The sequence below is a fragment of the Lacunimicrobium album genome (assembly GCF_052161635.1).
Taxonomy (GTDB): Bacteria; Planctomycetota; Planctomycetia; order Planctomycetales; family Planctomycetaceae; genus SXPC01.
The window spans coordinates 3,278,248-3,295,000 of the sequence record NZ_CP197413.1 but is presented as its reverse complement, the minus strand read 5'-3'; the positions used below and the strand labels follow the sequence as shown (position 1 = coordinate 3,295,000).

The window sequence follows — 16,753 nt, the reverse complement described above, 5'->3', positions numbered from 1 at the left end:
AGAGGTAAAATCTGTCACCCCGCCTAGGCGCGAGTTCTGGAATCAAGTCCAAGTTTGTGAAAGAGGACAGCGTTCCTCTTCTTGGCATCACTTATCATTTTGGTATAGGATATGACCTCAAAATAAGCGTTGTAATGGCGTTTAAACCCAAAATACCCCTGCTGATCCGGTGTCTTCTGTAGCTCAAAGTCCATTGCCCACTTGTCGAGAGTTGGGCTCATATCACAGACAATGTAGCAATAAAACGGTATGTCTTTACCAATTGGGATGTCACGTCCCTCTGGCGTTCTTGCAGAGCCAGATTGGATCTCTGTGATATATTCTCTAACCTGCACGAACGGATTCTTTTTCATCGAGTAATCGTTTCTCATTGCTTTCTTGAACTCGACGATTACGACAGCGGGATAGGGAGGATCTGTTGAGGCTACAAAAGCGCACGCGGTCTCGAATACAATGATATCTGGCTCTTTCTGGCTTGGTGTATTCACCGGCGGAAGAGTGCGGAGCTGCTTGTCAGACGCGAGAAATGCGTGGTAGGCAAGCTTTTCGTCTATGATCCACAAGTTGTGGCCATCTAATAATACTTCGTCAGAAGTTGCTCCCATTGGGAAGATAATGCTGTGAACCCGATCTTCCATCGGGTAACTCGAGTCTTCTCGCTTCGTCAGTTGCTTATGAAGAAAGTCGAGGACGGCCCTTCTGTGGCAGACGTATCTGGCTAAATCGGCCATATTAATATCAGTGATCTTGTCAAAGTATGACTCCAGGCGTTGCTTGTACTCATCGAGTCCGACACCAAGATCAGACTCGGATGCCAATAGTTCCTTACCTTCTTTTTTTAGTTCGACTTGGAGATCGTGATACGCTTCGTAAAGTTTGACATCCAAGGTCTCATCATCAATGTCTGGATCAATCAACTCGATTTTAGCATCTACGTACTTCATGATTGGGCGATACATCGGTCCGTCGGTTGCTAAATATTTATTGATTCGCTGGGCTTTCTTTATCTTTATTGGATCGGTGTAAGGCTGAAGGTACTGTCGAACTAATTTCTCAGTCGCGGTAGTAATATCATTCCAGTTGATCTCGTTTGAAGGAAATAGTTCTCCGCTTGCAATGTCAGGCTGGATGTTAAAAGCAGTCCTTTCTGTGTTCACGGACGCATCTAAGAAATCTCCTTCAACGTAGCAGGCATAATAAAATCGTCGTCCGTCTTCTGCTTCCAAGACGCGTGACAGATTTGGTATTCGTCCACTTAGTTTAGTCGCAGTAACTGCACGATCATGCGCGCAGTAGTGTGCGAGATGGTCAGTGGTATGTGTGTGGTGAAGTCGAACATGGTTAACATAAAAGATCTCGCCCTTTACTAAGAATTCATCGCTTGTAGTGTTTGAAACCATTTCCTTATTGAAATGCAAGTTAAGGTTTATTGATTCCGTTGACGAATCCTCTTTTAGGATGATAACGGGGCAGCTTGAGCTAAGGAAAAACTCTAGGCAATGCTCTATAATATGGGATGCGATAGTGTCGAGCCGTTTGGGGCATGCTTTCTGGTATCTTGCGTTGTAGCCAAGTAATTTAACGCTCGTTTTGGTAGTAGACGCGTCTGTCGCTGTCACTGCCATATTCTTGATCCCATCGTCTTCAGCAAGAAATGAGAATTGTCGGCACTGTGTTACTATGTCTTCTCTGTAAATACTTTTAATCTCAACTTGGTCAAACGCTACGAGCCACAAAAAACGACCTACGCCTTTACCCCCTCGGGCAGCCTTGAATGTCGTGTCTGCTGTGCTAAATGCTTCGAAGTTGCGATCTGTGAATCCTATTCCATTGTCGATTACTTCGAATCCAATTATTGCTCCGAGAGAACGGTCTTTTTCCGATTCTGCAAACAGGTTTGACTTGTCTCTCAGCACGACGATTTCAATTAGACCGTATGAGTGGCCAACGTCTTCAATAGCTTGAATTGAGTTAACTATTGCTTCGTAAAGTGGTAACAAGGGCTTGCTGGCAGGCAGCATTACGTTTCTAACTCGTCCAGCGACATCGGTTTGCATCGGCATGCGGCTGCCCTTACATTTTTTGGAGAGGTGAACGCCAGTCTTTTCGAGACTGACTTCGCTTTTTTGGGAGTGTCTTGTAGGCGGATACATTCTTGTAGTGCATGTATACATTTTTGATTGTTTAGATACAATCTGCATGAAGTCTGTCTTGCCTTTTTTGCTGTTCGCAGGATGAACTGTGGGCATTTGGGCGTTGCCTTCGGCCCGGGCTCTTTGTTGTTCAGTCCCAAGGCGGACTGATCTTCACGTCGATCCCTAACGCGGGGGGAGTGGAGGGGTGAGCTTTTTCTTGGTTCGCAGAGATCCCTCATCCGTCGGCGAAGCGCCGCCACCTTCTCCCCGGGGGAGAAGGGACGTGAGCGTATTCGGAGCGGTGTTGGTGGCAGGGGCGGTTAAGACAGGGGGTTGACACCCCCCGCTCGCCTTTCAGAGGGGGGGCTTTAGATCGGCGTTGCATTTGTTGCGGGGTTGAGGGTGGTCGGGACCTCACCTGTCACTTCGACCGTGTTTCTTGGCTCGCCTGAGTCGGGGCGCGTGACATCCTCTCCTTCGAGGAGAGGAAAGGGGGAGATGGGGATGGGGGGCGTGGGGTTTGTTGTCGGGAAATGGAATTGTTGGGATGGAGGTGAGAGTATGGCGGAGAAGATTGGTGGAGGGTAGGGTTTGAGGGTCTTTGCTGGAGGCGGGACCTCACCTGTCACGGCGCTGTGCTTGTGACTTCCTCTCCTTCAGGAGAGGAGGGGGGTGTTGGCGTGATTCTCTGATCCGGTCTGCGGGCTGGTTTTACTGAGAAGGCTGCGTTGCTTTCGTGGGGGGGAAGGGAGTTCGGAATGGGGTGGGGGTGTGCCCTCGGGGGTTCAATTCATTTATAGGAGGGTTGTTGGCGCGATGAGCTCATCCGCCCTTCGGGCACCTTCTCCTGGGAGGAGAAGGGACGAGATGAGAGCTTAATTCAATTCGCAGAGATCCCTCATCCGACCTCGAAGACTCGGCCACCTTCTCCCCGGGGGAGAAGGGCACTCGGAATGGGGTGTGAGGGGGCCCTCGGTTGTCTTTTATATTTATAGAGAGGTTGTTGGCGCGATGACCTCATCCGCCCTTCGGGCACCTTCTCCTGGGAGGAGAAGGGAGGTATGATGCGTTTTGCGCGGGGGGTTTTTTTAGGGAAGAGGTGGGGTGTCTTGTGCGGGTGTTGGTGACTGGGTTTGAGCCGTTTTTGCAGATGGGGTGGAATCCTTCGCAGGAGATTGTGGAGGGGATCATGGGTCGGGAGTGGGGTGAGGGGGTGGTGGTGCGTGGGGAGGTGTTGAAGGTGGAGTATGGGGCTGCGGGGGCGCGGGTGGTGGAGTTGATGGAGGAGTTTGAGCCGGATGTGGTGTTGAGTGTGGGGGTGGCTGCGCGGACGGAGGAGATTCGGCTGGAGCGGGTGGCGATCAATATCAATGACAGCATTCATCTGGACAATGCGGGGGAAGTGCGTCGGGGGAGACGGATTTTGGTGGAGGGGCCGGAGGCTTATTTTTCGACGTTGCCGGTGGATGAGTTGCAGGGGGTGTTGTTGGGGATGGAGGCTGGGGTGGTGGTGTCGAATCATGCGGGGGCGTTTGTGTGTAACCATGTGTTTTACACGGCGCTGCATCATGCGGGGCGGATGGGGAGGAAGCCGGTGTGTGGGTTTTTGCATGTGCCGCTGTGGGAGCGGGGTGGATCGGGGCGTGGGGTGGCGGTGTTGGAGGGGGTGATTGGGTATTTGCGGGAGGGGTGGGGGGGGAGTTGTGAGTCTTGAGTCTTGAGTCTTGAGTCTTGAGGGGGAGAGGGGAATGGGGTTTGAGCTGTCCCAACGTGAAGTGCGCGTGGTGGGTTTGTTGGCGCGTTTACCTCATCCGTCAGCGAAGCGCTGCCACCTTCTCCTGGGAGGAGAAGGGAGTTCGGAATGGGGCTTGGGCGTGCTCTTGGTGGCTGGGTTGATTGGGAGTACAGGGGACAGGGGGTTTACACCCCCCGCTCGCCTGGGAGGGTTAGAGGTTCCAGCCTTGGCGGTAGGGTTTGGAGAGGAATTGGTTGGCGGACTGGGTGTTGGTGATGGTTTGGGTGGTGGGGTTGTAGATGAGTTCTTCGCCGGCGCGGTAGGCGGCGGGGCCTAGGAGGACGGTTTCGGAGAGGCGTCCGGAGTAGGAGAAGGGGCAGGTGGTGGGGGAGCCGGTTTTGATGGCGTTTGTCCATTCGAGCCAGTGGCCGACGGAGTTTGGGATGGTTGGTTCGGGGAGCTTGGTGCTTTCGAACTGGTTGGTGGGGAGGAGGTGTCGGTCGGAGTAGTTGGCGGCGAGCATGCCGTTGGTGCCGACGAAGAGTGCTCCGATGCCCCAGGAGGTGAGGGGGTTGCCTTTGGCGTCTTTGGTGTTCGCGACGAGGTCGTGGAACTTGCCGCCGTCGGCCCAGTAGACGGTGAGGGCGGGGCGGGTGCCGTTGGCGGGGAAGTCATATTCGGCTAAGCACCAGGCGGGGGTGCCTTCGGGGTGGACTTCGGGGCCGGTGGCTTTGATGCGGGTGGGGTAGGTGAGGTCGAGGGCCCAGAAGCTGAGGTCCATGATGTGGCAGGCCATGTCACCGAAGGTGCCGGTGCCGTAGTCCCAGAAGCGTCGCCAGTCGCCGGGGTGGACTTTGGGGGAGTAGGGGCGAGACGGGGCTGGGCCGAGGAAAAGGTCCCAATCGAGGTTGGCGGGGACGGGGTCGGTGGTGGTGGTGAAGCGGCCGTCGGACCAGCCTTTGTTGCACCAGTGGTAGACGGCGGTGATGTCGCCGATGGTTTTGGCCTGGATGAGTTCGACGACACGTCGGTAGTTGTCGGTGGCGTGGATCTGGGTTCCCATTTGTGTGGCGACGCCGGCTTCGATGGATTTTTTGGTGATGGCGCGGGCTTCGGCGACGGTGTGGGTGAGGGGTTTTTCGCAGTAGACGGGTTTTTTGAGGTCGAGGGCGCGCATGGTTGCGGGGGCGTGGTTGTGGTCGGCGGTGGAGACGACGACGGCGTCGATGTTGTTGGCTTCTTTGTCGAACAGGTTGCGATAGTCGCGATACTTAGTGGCTTTGCTGTGGACGTTGTAGGCGTGGTCGAGCATGTTGGTGTCGATGTCGCAGAGGAAGGCGATGTTCTCGTGAGACAGATGGACGACGTTGTCCCAGCCTTTGTTGCCGCAGCCGACGATGGCGAGGTTGAGTTTTTCATTGGCGGAGGTGGAGGCTCGTGCGGGGAGTCCGGAGACGAAGAGGGAGGCGCCGAGGGCGGTGGTGGTTTGGAGGAAGTGGCGTCGGGAGGTGTTGTGCATGGTGGGGCCTTTCGGAGGGATGAAGTAGGAAGGATGAGGGATGAGTCGGAGACGGGGGTAGTATGGTGGATGGGAGTGGGGGGAGCAAAGGGGAATTTTTGATTGTTAGGGGGAGTGGGATTGGGGTTGCGCGGGTGGGTGTTTTGGTTGCAGGGGGGAGGGGTGGGGCGGGTCGTGAGTCATGAGGGGGGAATGGAGTGTGGGTGCGCCCTCGGGTGGGCCATGAGTTTATAGTGGGCTTATTGGCGCGATGCCCTCATCCGCCCGTTGGGCACCTTCTCCCGGGGGGAGAAGGGAGCGAATGGGGGGTGATGGTAATTTGTCGGGGAGGGAGAGAGGGGAATGAGGGTTTGAATTGCCCTCGTTTGTTTTGTTTGTTTATAGAGGGGGTGCTGGCGCGATTCCCTCATCCGCCCTTCGGGCACCTTCTCCCGGGGGGAGAAGGGGGTTATGTTTGGGTTTGTTTTTGGATGGCTTCCAGGACTAAGTCGGGGTGGTCGAGGACTTCGTCGTTGGAGAAGCGGAGGACTTTGTAGCCTTTGGATTCGAGGAACTGCTGGCGTTGTTTGTCGTAGGTGCCGCGGTTGTCGTGGGACTGGCCGTCGAGTTCGAGGATGAGCATTTTTGAGAGGCAGGCGAAGTCGACGATGTAGGGAGCGATGGTGGCTTGTCGGCGGAACTTGAGGTTGTTGAATCGAGAGTTACGGAGGAGTTGCCAGAGTTTTTGTTCGGGTAACGTTGGGGATTTGCGGTTGGAGCGGGCGTGGGATTGAAGGTGAGAGGGGGAAGTGAGCTTGCGGGGTGGGAGCATGAGACTTGGCCTTACTAGGGGTTTGTCTAGTAGAGCTGATTTTGGGATTGAGGTCAAAGTGGAAATTCGAGGGGAATCTAGTTTTTTGTTGCCTTCGGGGGGGTGTTGTTTGGAGAGGGGGAGAGGGGAAAGGGGTGGTGATTTGCCCTCGGGGGGTCAATTGATTTATAGAAGGCTTGTTGGCGTGTTGCCCTCATCCGCCCGATGGGCACCTTCTCCCGGGGGGAGAAGGGACATTGGAATGGAGTGGGATTTTACCTTCAGGAGTCCTTCGAGTTTATAGGAAGCTTGTTGGCGCGTTGCCCTCATCCGTCAGCGAAGCGCTGCCACCTTCTCCCGGGGGGAGAAGGGAGTTAGGGGGATTGGGAGCGGAAGTGGGTGAGGAGTTGTTCGGGGGTGAGTTTTGAGAGTTGGTCGTAGTTGGGGATGGGGGGGCGGTGGTTGAGGTTGGGGAGTGGGAGTTCGGGGTTGACGATCTGGAGGTAGCGGCCGTTGGAGGTTTCGCGAGGGTAATAAGGAGGCTGCGTGGAATCGACGAGGATGAGGATTTTTTGGCCGATGGTGTCGAGGTTGTATTTGGGCAGGTTGAACTGGCCGTTGACGGGGTGGATGCCGTTTTGGGCGATGGTGAAATCGCGGCTGCGGAGTTCTTTCTGGAGGTGTTCTGCCAGGGGGGGGGAGAGTCGGGTTTGGGAGAGAAGTTTTTCGAGGGCATTGGCGACGGCAGGGGTATCGAGAACTGGATCAAGTTTGAGATCGGTATGGGCGAGAGTGAGGACGAGTTGAGCGTAGGAGAGGACGTGGTAGTCTGCGAAGTTCTTCAGATTCTGGATTTGACTGGGTGACCAGATTTGGAGAGAGAAGGCGAGTTCGCTGGTAAGAGGGGTCGTTTGACGGAGTTGTTCGTAGAGTTTGCCGTCTTGAAGGAGATCGTTGACGCCGCTGGGGAGATTGCCGTTGTTGTCGACGGTTGTGAAGTCGCGATTCTCGAGGTAGTTGAAGGAATAGACGCCGAGTTCGGAGAGTTGGATTTTGTACCACAGCATGACGAGACGTTCGACACGCCAGCGTTCGGTGGGGAGGTAATAAAACCGTGATGTCCAGTGGGCACCAGGGGTGTGTTTGTCGGCTTCATCGATGAGTTGGAATGTTGGTGTTTGGATAAGTTTTTCGCGGATCTGTTGCGCGACATAGGTGAGTTGATCTTGTGGGGGAATCGTGTCTTCGGGACGCGTGATCATTTTCAGGAGGAGTTGGTCGCGGTTTCGGATTGGCTGCGCGGGGTGATTCAGCCAGCTTGTCAGCGCGACGCGGTGATGAGAGCGGAACGGATCACCAAGTGTGGGCCAGGAGAACAGATCGAGGATACGGTTGTGGGCGATGTAGAACTCGGCAGCGGTTTGGAGGTCGCCGAGTGATTCGTGGTATTTGGCCGAGTAAGAGAGAAGGAATTGAGCGTGGCCGATCACGGTCCCGATTTTTACGAAGAGCTGGCTGCCGGGGGTTTCGAGCAGGAGGGTTTTGAGACGCTGGGCTTGAGGTTGGTGCTCGATGGTCCACGCCTGGATCGTTGGGAGGGCGTAGTTGAAGCCGTAGTTGTTGACGAGGTACTTATGGTAGGAATCGAGGCCGCTTCGCGACAAGTTTGCGAGTTGAGTGTGAGGGTATGCGGGGATGTTGCGGTTGATCTGGTCAAACTGTGACTGGAAGGTGGAAGACGTGGCGGTGGACTGGGGAGTGTTTGAAGATGCTAATCGATGCATGAGGAGGGCGTCGGTGATGACAGGTAAGTTGGCGGTGACATCGGGGACTTGATAGACGCGGTAGAAGGCGGTGGCGGTGAGGCTGGCGAGGAAGGTGGCGATGATGGCGAGGGTGTTGGTGCGGTAGAGGCGGGTGGGGATTTCGGGTTGGAAGCGTTGGGGGAAGCGGGTGAGGGTGAGGTAAGCGAGGGTCGCGACAAGCGGACCTAAGATTAGCCAGAGGGGGATGTCGAGATGGCCGTAGAAAACGGCAGAGTAGAAGAGCATCGCAATCATCGTCAGGAGTTGGACGACAAAGGCGACCAGCACGCTGCGGAATGTCAGCGAGTAGAACAAGGCGGTGCAGGTGGCGACGGGGAGGAGAAGTGAGAGGCTGATCCAGAATATATCGATGCCCTGGGCGTCTTTGCTCAACTCGCTGTGGATAATGGAGATCGCATCTGGCAGGGTGATGCGGTCCCTTCCGGTGTTGAGAATTATCCAAAAGCCGAGGAACAGAGCGAGTCCGGTGAAGATAGCAAAGTTCACATGAGGGATTAGAAAACTGAGAAGTCTCGAGCGGAGGACAGCTTGCCAGGGAAGGCCGCGGTCGTTCCAGAAGCGGTATGACGTTTGGGCATGTTCCGGTTGAAAGACGAGTAGAGGAGCTGAGAACAGGTAGATGGGAATGATGCTACAAATGATCGTCACGGCGAAGCCTTCTGCGGCTTGCCAGCGATCGATCAGGTAGGGAAGGGCAAATGCAAGAAGGACGATACTGCTGCCGAGGATTAGCAGCAAACGACTTTGGCGGGTGTGCAACCAATTGAGGTGACGTCGCAGTGCTTGTTCCCGAGGGAGGTGTAGGGTGGTGGGAAAGGATGAAGCATGTCCGAGGAGAGTTGTCACCGGATGCTGGGCGGTAAAGTTTTGCGTCAGGTTGCGCAGGGAGTCGGCGGTCTTTGGACGAGACACGATCCACAGAGTGCCGATTAGGAGCGTGTTCAGGAGGATTATGCCCAATAGATCATCTTCGCCAGTGCCGAACGCTACGATGGCGACTTGCGTCAGCAGGCCCACAAAGGTGATGGCGATGGCGTGAATAAGATTGTTCGCTAGATGGCTGCCGACGAGGGACCAGGCGAGCAGGAGGGCGGGGGTGTAGAGTGCGTAGCTGATGTAGTTGACGGTGATTGAGCGTTCGATTTTTGCGTTCGCCAGCCAGACGAAGATTTCGCGAGAGAGATAGAGGGCGAAAATTAGTGCAGCGTAGGAGACGAGGGCGAGGGTGATTTTTGAGGTGTGGATGAGGGTGGGGTTCCAGCCGCGGTGGAGGGGGAATTCGTGGAGGTGTTCTTCTTTTTCGCCGGCGTAGAGGAGGCAGATGGCGACGATAAGGTAACAGCCGGTGAGTCCGAGGATGGACTGGGGGAGCATGTTGGTGAGTTCGTATTGGTACTCTCGCCCCATCATGGTGAGGTAGAGCATGAGGGCGAGGCCGACGAGATAGAGGCCTAGCCAGATCCATTTGAGGAGGTGGGTGTGGAGGTAGAGAAGGCGGGGGAGGGGAGGCGCTAGGCGTTGGGCGCTAGGCGCTGGGGGGAGAGGAGAGGTGGTTGTGGACATGGGAGTGGTCCGTGATTTGGAATACGGGGAGAGAAATTTGCCTTGGGGTTCAGTTGGCATTGGGGGGCTGTTGGTGCCTATAGCCCACCCTCATCCGTCGTCGAAGCGCCGACCCCTTCTCCCCTCAAGGGAGAAGGGGCATTGGAGGGGGAGAAGAGTTGGGCTGTGGCGTATTCTTAGTGGCTGGGTTGGTTGTGGGGTGTTAAGACAGGGGGTTGACACCCCCCGCTCGCCTAGGAGGGGACTTCGACTTCGGCGGGTTGAACTAATAGGGGTTGGTTTTGCATGAAGCAGATGGTGATGTCTTCCAGGGAGGGGGTGTGGGAGGTGGTGTGGAGGATGTTGTCTTGGTGTTGCCAGTGGGGGTGGTGGTGGAGGGGGGTGTCGAGTTCGTGGTTGGTTTGGATGAGGAGTTTCCAGGTGCGGTCCTGGCGTTGGTGGTGGATGAGGGTCATGTCTTTGGGGAGGGTGGGGGGAGTGAGTTGGACGTCGTGGTGGGTGATGAGGAGTTCGTGGGTGGTGCGTTTGATGGTTTCTAAGGGGGCGAAGAGTTTGAGTTCGCCGGACTGGATGATGGCGACGTCGTCGGCGACGCGTTCGACTTCGCCGACCTGGTGGCTGGAGAGGAGGACGGTGCGGCCGGTGGAGACGTAGTCGACCATCGACTCGAGGAATTCACGTCGGACGAGGGGGTCGAGGCCGGAGGTTGGTTCGTCGAGGACGAGGAGGGGTGGTTCGTGGGACATGGTCAATCCAAGGGCGACTTTGGAGCGCATGCCTTTGGAGAGGTGTTTGATTTTCTGGGTGGGGTCGACGCGGTACTTCTGCATCCAGGTGTTGTAGCGATCGCGGAAGCCGGGGGCGTAGAAGCCGGAGGTGAACCAGCCGATTTGATCGACGGTCATCCAGTCGTACAAAGGGGGTTTATCGGACATGTAGCCGACGGTGCGTCTGATGTCGCGTCCCTGGGTTTGGGAGGAGAAGCCGAGGACTTGGGAGGAGCCGGAGGTGGGGGGGATGAGGCCCATGAGGAGGGAGATGGCGGTGGATCTGCCGGCGCCGTTTTCGCCGAGGAGGGCGATGATGCGTCCGGGTTGTCCTTGCATGGTGAGGGATTTGAGGGCGGGTTTGTGGCGGTAGGTTTTGGAGATGGCGTGAAACGCAAAGATGGGATGGGACATGGAATGCTCCGAAGAGAAATCTGAAGAAGATTTGACACAGAGGGCACAGAGATCACAGAGTGGGGAGAATGATGATTCGAAGCTTGCTTTGATTTTCTATTCTCTGAGGTCTCTGTGAACTCTGTGTCTATATTTGGCATTGAAGACACAGGGGGCTTACGCCACCCCGCTCGCCTAAGAGCTGTCGTTGAGTTGTTGGTTGACTAGGTGTTTGATGTCTTTGGTTGTGAGGCCGGATTGGAGGGCTTCTTCGAGGACGTGGGTTAAGCGTTCGGAGATGAGGCGTTGTCGTTCGGTTTTGCAGTAGGCGGGGGCGGTTGAGGTGACTTCGAGGCCTTCGCCTCTGAGGGTGTTGAGGACGCCTTCGGTGGTGAGGTCTCGATAGGCTTTGGCGACGGTGTTGGGGTTGACGGCGATCTGGGTGGCGAGGTCTCGGACGGAGGGGACTCTGTCGCCGGGGAGGAGTTGTTTGGAGGCGATGGCGAATTTGACCTGTCGAACGATTTGTTCGAAGAGGGGGACGCCGTTGTGTGGGTTGAGTTGGAAGAACATGGCGCTTCGCGAGAGAGTAGAGGGTGGAAAGTAGAGAGGAGAAGGAGTTAGTGTGCTAGTTGAGTAGTACGGTGGTATTGTGGGCGTGTCTGGGCGGGGAGTCAAGGGGGGAGTGGGAATTGGGAATTAGAAATTGGGAATTGGGGGGAGGGGGGGCGGAGTCGTGAGTCGTGAGTCGTGAGGGGGGAGGGGGAATGGGGGTGGATTTGCCCTCGGGAGTTCGAGTTGTTTATAGGAGGTTTGTTGGCGCGATGCCCTCATTCGCCCTTCGGGCACCTTCTCCCGGGGGGAGAAGGGAGTTCGGAATGGGGGTTTGGGTTTGCCTTCGATGGGGCGTGCGATGACGTGAGGTTTTTGGCGAGTTGCTCTCATCCATCAGCACTGTGTTGAGTAAACAGCTTCGATGTTGTGCTGCCACCTTTTCCTGAGGAGACTACCGCGTCGCCTTCTCTCGTCTAATCGACGAGAGAAGACTCCTTGCTTCCACGAGGGGAGAAGGGAGTGGTTGATACTAGCAGTCGATGCCCATGACTAGCATGCCTATGAAGCACCACATGAATGCGCCGATGGTCGCGAGCATGATGTTTTGTGGGAATGGTGGGGTCAGGAGAAAGCGGCTTGGGAGGAGGGGGGCGGTCAGCAGCGTGAGAGGGAGGATGGCTAGTTCGACGAACATGAGTGGGTGTGTGTCGGAACGGTTCAGGAGGAGAAGGGGGCCGAAAGTGATCGGGAGGAGGCTGGTCATCTGATAGATTTGATCTGAGGCAGTCAGGACAATGAGTGTCTGTAGTCCCAGGATGGATGCGATTAGGATCGCGTAAAGGTTTTTACCGACAGTCCTGTTCATGTCTTGCCTACAATTTTTGGAGGTTGAGGTCTTTTGACCGCACCGATTCGAATCTACAGAACAAGTCACGTTGTCACTTGAGGTGCGGTTCGCGAAGCCTCAGCGGCACTCGACCTGGAAATCGTAAATGCATCGAAGCTGAGTGGCTTTGTTGACATGATCGTGTTTTGGGGGTCGGATAAGGTTATTGAAGTCGTCGACTTGGAAGACGCCAGTGAGCGGGAAGTTCGGGCCGGGGGAGCTACGAGTATGCGACGGTCTGGTTATTTATCTTGAGTTTAGTGGCGGAAGTTGGAATTTGGAAGATGCAGGAGTGACGAGGGATTTATCACCAAGGCTTGAAGGGAACGAAGTTTTATGAAGGAGAGGGTTCGCAAGTCGAAGTCTGTCTGGAAATGAGGAACGTTGGCGGGTAGGGTGGGATTGCGGGTTGATTGACGTATTTCAAATTTGGGAGACATCACGATGCGGATTGCGGATGTGTTTTTGCCGGAGTTTGAGCGGGAGGTGGCGCGGACTCGGAAGGTGTTGGGGGTGATCCCGGCGGATAAGATGGAGTGGAAGTTGGCTCCGGGGTTTAACACGATTGGGTGGAATGCGAACCATCTGGTGAATATTGTCGAGTGGATGCCGGCGATTTGTGCGTCGCCGGAGTTTGATTTGGCGCCTCCGGGTGAGACGCCTGTGCCGCCGACGGTTTGGAGGACGGCGGAGGAGTTGGTCGGGAAGTTGGATGAGTATGCAGAGGCTGGGAGGAGGGCGCTCGCGGGAACCAGTGATGAGGCGATGGCTGAGGACTGGTCACTCAAGATGGGTGGGCAGGTGTTGTTTACGGTGAGTAAGGGGGAGTGTCTGGAGACGTGGGTGATGAATCACCTGGTGCATCACCGGGCGATCTTGACGATTTATTTGCGTCATAGTGGGGTGGAGGGGGTGCCGGAGTATGGGGGGTGAGGAGTCGTGAGTCGTGAGTCGTGAGGGGGAGAGGTTTCGGATGGGACCTTTTCTCCGCTCTTTTTCTATTGAGTTAAGGGAGATGTGAGATGGCGCGGGGTGGGGAGTGGTTTGAGGGGGAGGAAGTTGCGGAGGGGTATGATGGGAAGTGGGTGAAGATGCGGGCGCTCAATGAGGGTTTGCATTTTTGTTTGCGGATGGTGTTGGCGTCGCTGGCTGATGATGCGCGGGTGTTGGTTGTGGGGGCTGGGACGGGGGCGGAGTTGTTGGCGATGGCTGCGGCGAAACCGGGGTGGCGTTTTACGGTGGTGGAGCCTGCGCGGGGGATGATGAAGGTGTGTCGTCGTCGTGCGGAGGAAGCGGGGATTTTATCGCGATGCGTTTTTCATGAGGGGTATCTGGAGACGCTGCCGGTGGGGGAGTTGCATGCGGCGGCGACGAGTGTGCTGGTGTCGCATTTCATTATGGAGCGAGCGGATCGGGTGGGGTTTTATCGGGAGATGGCGCGTCGTGTGACGCAGGGGGGCGTGCTGGTGAATGTCGATTTGACGGGGGCATTGGGGACGAAAGAGTTTGTGCGGCTGCTGGAGGTGTGGGGGGCGATGTATCGGGATTCGGGGTTGTCGTTTGATGTGAAGTCGCTTGAGGGGCGAGTGGGAGTGCTGCCGGTGGGGGAGGTGGAGGGGATGATGGTGGAAGCGGGGTGGGAGTTGCCGGTGATGTTTTATCAGGGGTTGGTGATTCGGGGGTGGTTTGGTGGGCGAGAGGTGTAGAGGGGAGAGAGTGGAGAGTAGAAAGAGGGGGAGGAGAATGGGGTTTGGGTTTGCCCTCAACGGGTCGTGCGATGAAGTGAGGTTGTTGGCGCGATGCCCTCATCCGTCAGCACTGTGTTGAGTGAACACCTGAGGTGTTGTGCTGCCACCTTCTCCCGGGGGGAGAAGGGAGCTATCGGGGGTTTTGTTTGATGATGGAGGTGTACGGTGACGAGTCTTGTGAGCTTTGCTCACCCAGCCATGAACGGCTGGGCCACCCTGATTGGGAGTGTGTTTGGGGTTGATCGTCGCTAATATGGGGGGATTCGTTTGAGTTGAATTCAACCTTAGGAGAAAACAATGACGCGCTTATTGGGGATGGTTTTGGTGATGGGGATGGGCATGGGGAGTTTGATGGCGGGGGAAGGGGAAGTGATTTCGTTGTGGGAGGGGGAGGTGCCGGGGCCGGTTGCGATGGTGGATGGGGAGGAGGTTGATCAGCAGAAGGCGACGGATGGGTTGGTGGGTGGGAAGACGGTGATGAAGTTGGGGAATGTTGCGCGGGCTTCGATCACGATTTATCCGGCGCCAGCGGAGACGAATACGGGGGCGGCGTGTGTGGTTTGTCCTGGGGGTGGGTTTTCGATTCTGGCGTGGGATCTCGAAGGGGTGGAGATTGCGGAGTGGTTGAATTCGATCGGGGTGACGGCGGTGGTTTTGAAGTATCGTGTGCCGACGGGTGGGCATGGGGAGGAGGCGCGTTGGATTGGGCCGGTGATGGATGCACAGCGGGCGTTGTCTTATGTGCGGTCGCAAGCGGCGGTAAGGAAGATTGATCCGAGCAAGATTGGGATCCTGGGGTTTTCGGCGGGTGGGTTGACGGCGGCTCGGACGGCTTTGCTCAATGGGAAGTTTTTGTATGAGCAGCGCGAGGGGGCGAAGGTTGCGGGGTGTGAAGCGAACTTTGTGGTGCTCGTTTATCCGGCCTGGATGGTCGATAAGGAAGGGAAGCTGTTTGCGGATCTGGAAGTGACGGAGCAGACGCCGCCGATGTTTCTGGTGCATACGGCTGATGATCCGATTACGTATCGCAGCAGTGCGGAACTCTTTGATGCGTTGCGGGCGAAGAAGGTGGAAGCGGAGTTGCATGTCTTTCGGAATGGGGGGCATGGGTATGGGGCACGGCCGGATGAGTCGAAGCGGGTGACGATGTGGCCGGGGATGGCGGAGGGGTTTTTGAGGGAGGTGGTTTTGAAGAAGTAGGGGAGGGTCATGAGTCTTGAGGAGGAGAAGATGGGCCGGGGCGATTGAAAAGTCGCTTCGGCTCTTTGCTTTTTGCTGGACGTGGTTTGTGGGGAAGAGGTTATGGAGATGAAGTGGATTTTATATTGGTTTCATGGAAGGTTCAGGGGCCGTAGCAATACTTCTTTCAAATCGGTTTGGCACCTTCTTTGAGAGGAGAATTGAGATGGACAGTTTCGTGATGACTTTTTTGGTGGTGGATGTTGTGACGGTGTTGGTTTTGCTGGGGGTGGTTGCGACGGCGACGAGTTCGGTGGGGGGAGGCGCTGGGCGTTAGGCGCTGGGCGTTAGGCGCTGGGCGTTAGGCGCTGGGAAACTTCAGGTGTGAGGTGGGATTGGAGGGCGCGGTGTGTGTTCGGGTATCAGCGCCGATAGATGTCGAATTGGTGGTGAAGTGTTGCATTGCGGGACAGCGGTGAAGGGAAATGAGTCCTGACCCCTTTTTAGTTTTCCTTTTTAGTTTTTGACCCCTTTTAGCTTTTGCTTGGAAGATGAAGTGGAATTTAGGTTGTGTTCAGCGTGGGTTTAGGTTGTGGGGGGATACTGCTGTCGGAATGGATGATTTCTATTTTTGACAGGAGAGATGCGATGAATGATGTGACTCATTTTTTCTTGATGGCTGATTTTGTGGCTGCGGGGATTTTGATGGGGATTGTGGTGCTGGTTTCGGTGCAGCAGTTTTTTGAGGTTGATGAGGAGGAGGACGAGTGATGGGGAGCATGAAGTGTATGGTGGTGTGAATCTGATTCTCAAGTCACGGATCGTTGTCGATCTGGTGCGGTTTGAAGACTCAACGGCGGCCTGCTTTTCGGAAGTCACAGGTGGGATTGTTAGTGGTGTGGGGGATGGGGTATGGTTGTCGGTGGACTACTTTTCTTATTTGATGGACTTGCGAAGGAGGTTGTGATGGCGGTTAAGGTGCAGGTGATTTTTTATTCAATGTATGGGCATATGTGGAAGATGGCGGAGGCTGAGGCGGAGGGTGCGCGGAGTGTGTCGGGGGTTGAGGTGGAGTTGTATCAGGTGAAAGAGACGTTGCCCGATGAGGTGTTGACGAAGATGGGGGCGCTCGAGGCGAAGAAGGCGTTTGCGCATATTCCGATTGCGGATCCGAAGAAGCTGGCGGAAGCGGATGGGTTGATTCTGGGGTCGCCGACGCGTTATGGATCTGCGACGGCGCAGATGCAGACCTTCATCGATGCGACGGGTGGGATCTGGCAGAGCGGGGCGTTGATTGGGAAAGTCGGCGGGTTGTTTACGTCGACGGCGACGCAGCATGGTGGTCAGGAGACGACTTTGATGTCGATGATGACGTTCCTGCTGCACATGGGGATGGCGGTGGTGGGGGTGCCGTATAGTAACAAGGAGTTGAGTGAGATTGGTGAGATGAGTGGTGGGACGCCTTATGGGGCGTCGACGATTGCGGGTGGGAAGGGAGAGCGTCAGCCTTCGGAGAATGAGTTGGCGATCGCACGGGCGCAGGGGAAGTATGTTGCGGAGACGGCGTTGAAGCTAGCGAAGAAATAAAGAGTTTAACGTCGAGTGTAAAAGCGGGCTCTGCTGGGTGACAGTGGAGCCCGCTTTGTTATTTAGGAGA

13 protein-coding genes are annotated in these 16,753 nt (G+C 55.9%); 6 read left to right on the top strand and 7 right to left on the bottom strand.

What is annotated here, in order from left to right; all coding sequences use genetic code 11:
• Nucleotides 1-23: 23 nt before the first annotated feature.
• The gene (locus SH248x_RS12985; protein ID WP_459554709.1) at nucleotides 24-2,249 is read right to left on the bottom strand and encodes an ATP-binding protein; all 2,226 of its coding nucleotides are present in this window, start codon (nucleotides 2,247-2,249) and stop codon (nucleotides 24-26) included.
• Between the two features lie 1,003 nt (nucleotides 2,250-3,252).
• Here SH248x_RS12985 and SH248x_RS12980 point away from each other — a divergent pair.
• Nucleotides 3,253-3,849 (top strand): pyroglutamyl-peptidase I, encoded by a 597-nt coding sequence (locus SH248x_RS12980; protein WP_459554708.1) that lies wholly within the window; start codon nucleotides 3,253-3,255, stop codon nucleotides 3,847-3,849.
• Nucleotides 3,850-4,081: 232 nt separating this feature from the next.
• Here the strand turns inward: SH248x_RS12980 and SH248x_RS12975 are convergent, their stop codons facing one another.
• The 6 genes from SH248x_RS12975 to SH248x_RS12950 all read right to left on the bottom strand — a co-directional run bounded on the left by SH248x_RS12975 (nucleotide 4,082) and on the right by SH248x_RS12950 (nucleotide 12,148).
• Entirely contained in the window at nucleotides 4,082-5,389 is a 1,308-nt protein-coding gene (locus SH248x_RS12975) for a Gfo/Idh/MocA family protein (RefSeq protein WP_459554707.1), read from the bottom strand.
• A 448-nt stretch (nucleotides 5,390-5,837) separates the two neighbouring features.
• Nucleotides 5,838-6,200, bottom strand: a complete 363-nt coding sequence (locus tag SH248x_RS12970; RefSeq protein ID WP_459554706.1) for an endonuclease domain-containing protein — start codon at nucleotides 6,198-6,200, stop codon at nucleotides 5,838-5,840.
• A gap of 353 nt (nucleotides 6,201-6,553) precedes the next feature.
• Nucleotides 6,554-9,568, bottom strand: coding sequence for a hypothetical protein (locus tag SH248x_RS12965; protein ID WP_459554705.1), 3,015 nt, complete (start codon nucleotides 9,566-9,568; stop codon nucleotides 6,554-6,556).
• 233 nt (nucleotides 9,569-9,801) lie between these two features.
• Entirely contained in the window at nucleotides 9,802-10,749 is a 948-nt protein-coding gene (locus tag SH248x_RS12960; RefSeq protein WP_459554704.1) for an ABC transporter ATP-binding protein, read from the bottom strand.
• Nucleotides 10,750-10,923: 174 nt separating this feature from the next.
• On the bottom strand, nucleotides 10,924-11,301 hold the full coding sequence (locus SH248x_RS12955) for a GntR family transcriptional regulator (protein WP_459554703.1): 378 nt from the start codon (nucleotides 11,299-11,301) through the stop codon (nucleotides 10,924-10,926).
• A 511-nt stretch (nucleotides 11,302-11,812) separates the two neighbouring features.
• Complete coding sequence (locus SH248x_RS12950; RefSeq protein ID WP_459554702.1) at nucleotides 11,813-12,148, bottom strand: hypothetical protein; 336 nt, start codon at nucleotides 12,146-12,148, stop codon at nucleotides 11,813-11,815.
• 465 nt (nucleotides 12,149-12,613) lie between these two features.
• Between SH248x_RS12950 and SH248x_RS12945 the strand changes: the two genes are divergently transcribed.
• The 5 genes from SH248x_RS12945 (at nucleotide 12,614) to wrbA (ending at nucleotide 16,683) form a co-directional block, all read left to right on the top strand.
• Nucleotides 12,614-13,102 carry a DinB family protein gene (locus SH248x_RS12945; RefSeq protein ID WP_459554701.1) on the top strand — a complete coding sequence of 163 codons (489 nt, stop codon included), beginning with the start codon at nucleotides 12,614-12,616 and terminating at the stop codon, nucleotides 13,100-13,102.
• Nucleotides 13,103-13,191: 89 nt separating this feature from the next.
• Nucleotides 13,192-13,875 (top strand): class I SAM-dependent methyltransferase, encoded by a 684-nt coding sequence (locus SH248x_RS12940; protein WP_459554700.1) that lies wholly within the window; start codon nucleotides 13,192-13,194, stop codon nucleotides 13,873-13,875.
• 339 nt (nucleotides 13,876-14,214) lie between these two features.
• A complete protein-coding gene (locus tag SH248x_RS12935) occupies nucleotides 14,215-15,117 on the top strand; it encodes an alpha/beta hydrolase (RefSeq protein ID WP_459554699.1) in 903 nt (300 codons plus the stop codon).
• Nucleotides 15,118-15,744: 627 nt separating this feature from the next.
• Nucleotides 15,745-15,867: a hypothetical protein gene (locus tag SH248x_RS12930; protein ID WP_459554698.1), complete on the top strand. Its 123-nt coding sequence runs from the start codon at nucleotides 15,745-15,747 to the stop codon at nucleotides 15,865-15,867.
• Between the two features lie 195 nt (nucleotides 15,868-16,062).
• Nucleotides 16,063-16,683, top strand: a complete 621-nt coding sequence (gene wrbA, locus SH248x_RS12925) for an NADPH-dependent FMN reductase family protein (RefSeq protein WP_459554697.1) — start codon at nucleotides 16,063-16,065, stop codon at nucleotides 16,681-16,683.
• The last annotated feature ends 70 nt before the right edge of the window (nucleotides 16,684-16,753 follow it).

Excerpts from the sequence above, each read along its gene's own strand:
- SH248x_RS12945 (WP_459554701.1), top strand. The coding sequence starts at position 12,614 with ATGCGGATTGCGGATGTGTTTTTGCCGGAGTTTGAGCGGGAGGTGGCG.
- wrbA (WP_459554697.1), top strand. The coding sequence starts at position 16,063 with ATGGCGGTTAAGGTGCAGGTGATTTTTTATTCAATGTATGGGCATATG.
- SH248x_RS12965 (WP_459554705.1), bottom strand. The coding sequence starts at position 9,568 with ATGTCCACAACCACCTCTCCTCTCCCCCCAGCGCCTAGCGCCCAACGC.
- SH248x_RS12935 (WP_459554699.1), top strand. The coding sequence starts at position 14,215 with ATGACGCGCTTATTGGGGATGGTTTTGGTGATGGGGATGGGCATGGGG.
- SH248x_RS12950 (WP_459554702.1), bottom strand. The coding sequence starts at position 12,148 with ATGAACAGGACTGTCGGTAAAAACCTTTACGCGATCCTAATCGCATCC.
- SH248x_RS12970 (WP_459554706.1), bottom strand. The coding sequence starts at position 6,200 with ATGCTCCCACCCCGCAAGCTCACTTCCCCCTCTCACCTTCAATCCCAC.
- SH248x_RS12955 (WP_459554703.1), bottom strand. The coding sequence starts at position 11,301 with ATGTTCTTCCAACTCAACCCACACAACGGCGTCCCCCTCTTCGAACAA.
- SH248x_RS12960 (WP_459554704.1), bottom strand. The coding sequence starts at position 10,749 with ATGTCCCATCCCATCTTTGCGTTTCACGCCATCTCCAAAACCTACCGC.
- SH248x_RS12930 (WP_459554698.1), top strand. The coding sequence starts at position 15,745 with ATGAATGATGTGACTCATTTTTTCTTGATGGCTGATTTTGTGGCTGCG.
- SH248x_RS12940 (WP_459554700.1), top strand. The coding sequence starts at position 13,192 with ATGGCGCGGGGTGGGGAGTGGTTTGAGGGGGAGGAAGTTGCGGAGGGG.
- SH248x_RS12975 (WP_459554707.1), bottom strand. The coding sequence starts at position 5,389 with ATGCACAACACCTCCCGACGCCACTTCCTCCAAACCACCACCGCCCTC.
- SH248x_RS12985 (WP_459554709.1), bottom strand. The coding sequence starts at position 2,249 with ATGCCCACAGTTCATCCTGCGAACAGCAAAAAAGGCAAGACAGACTTC.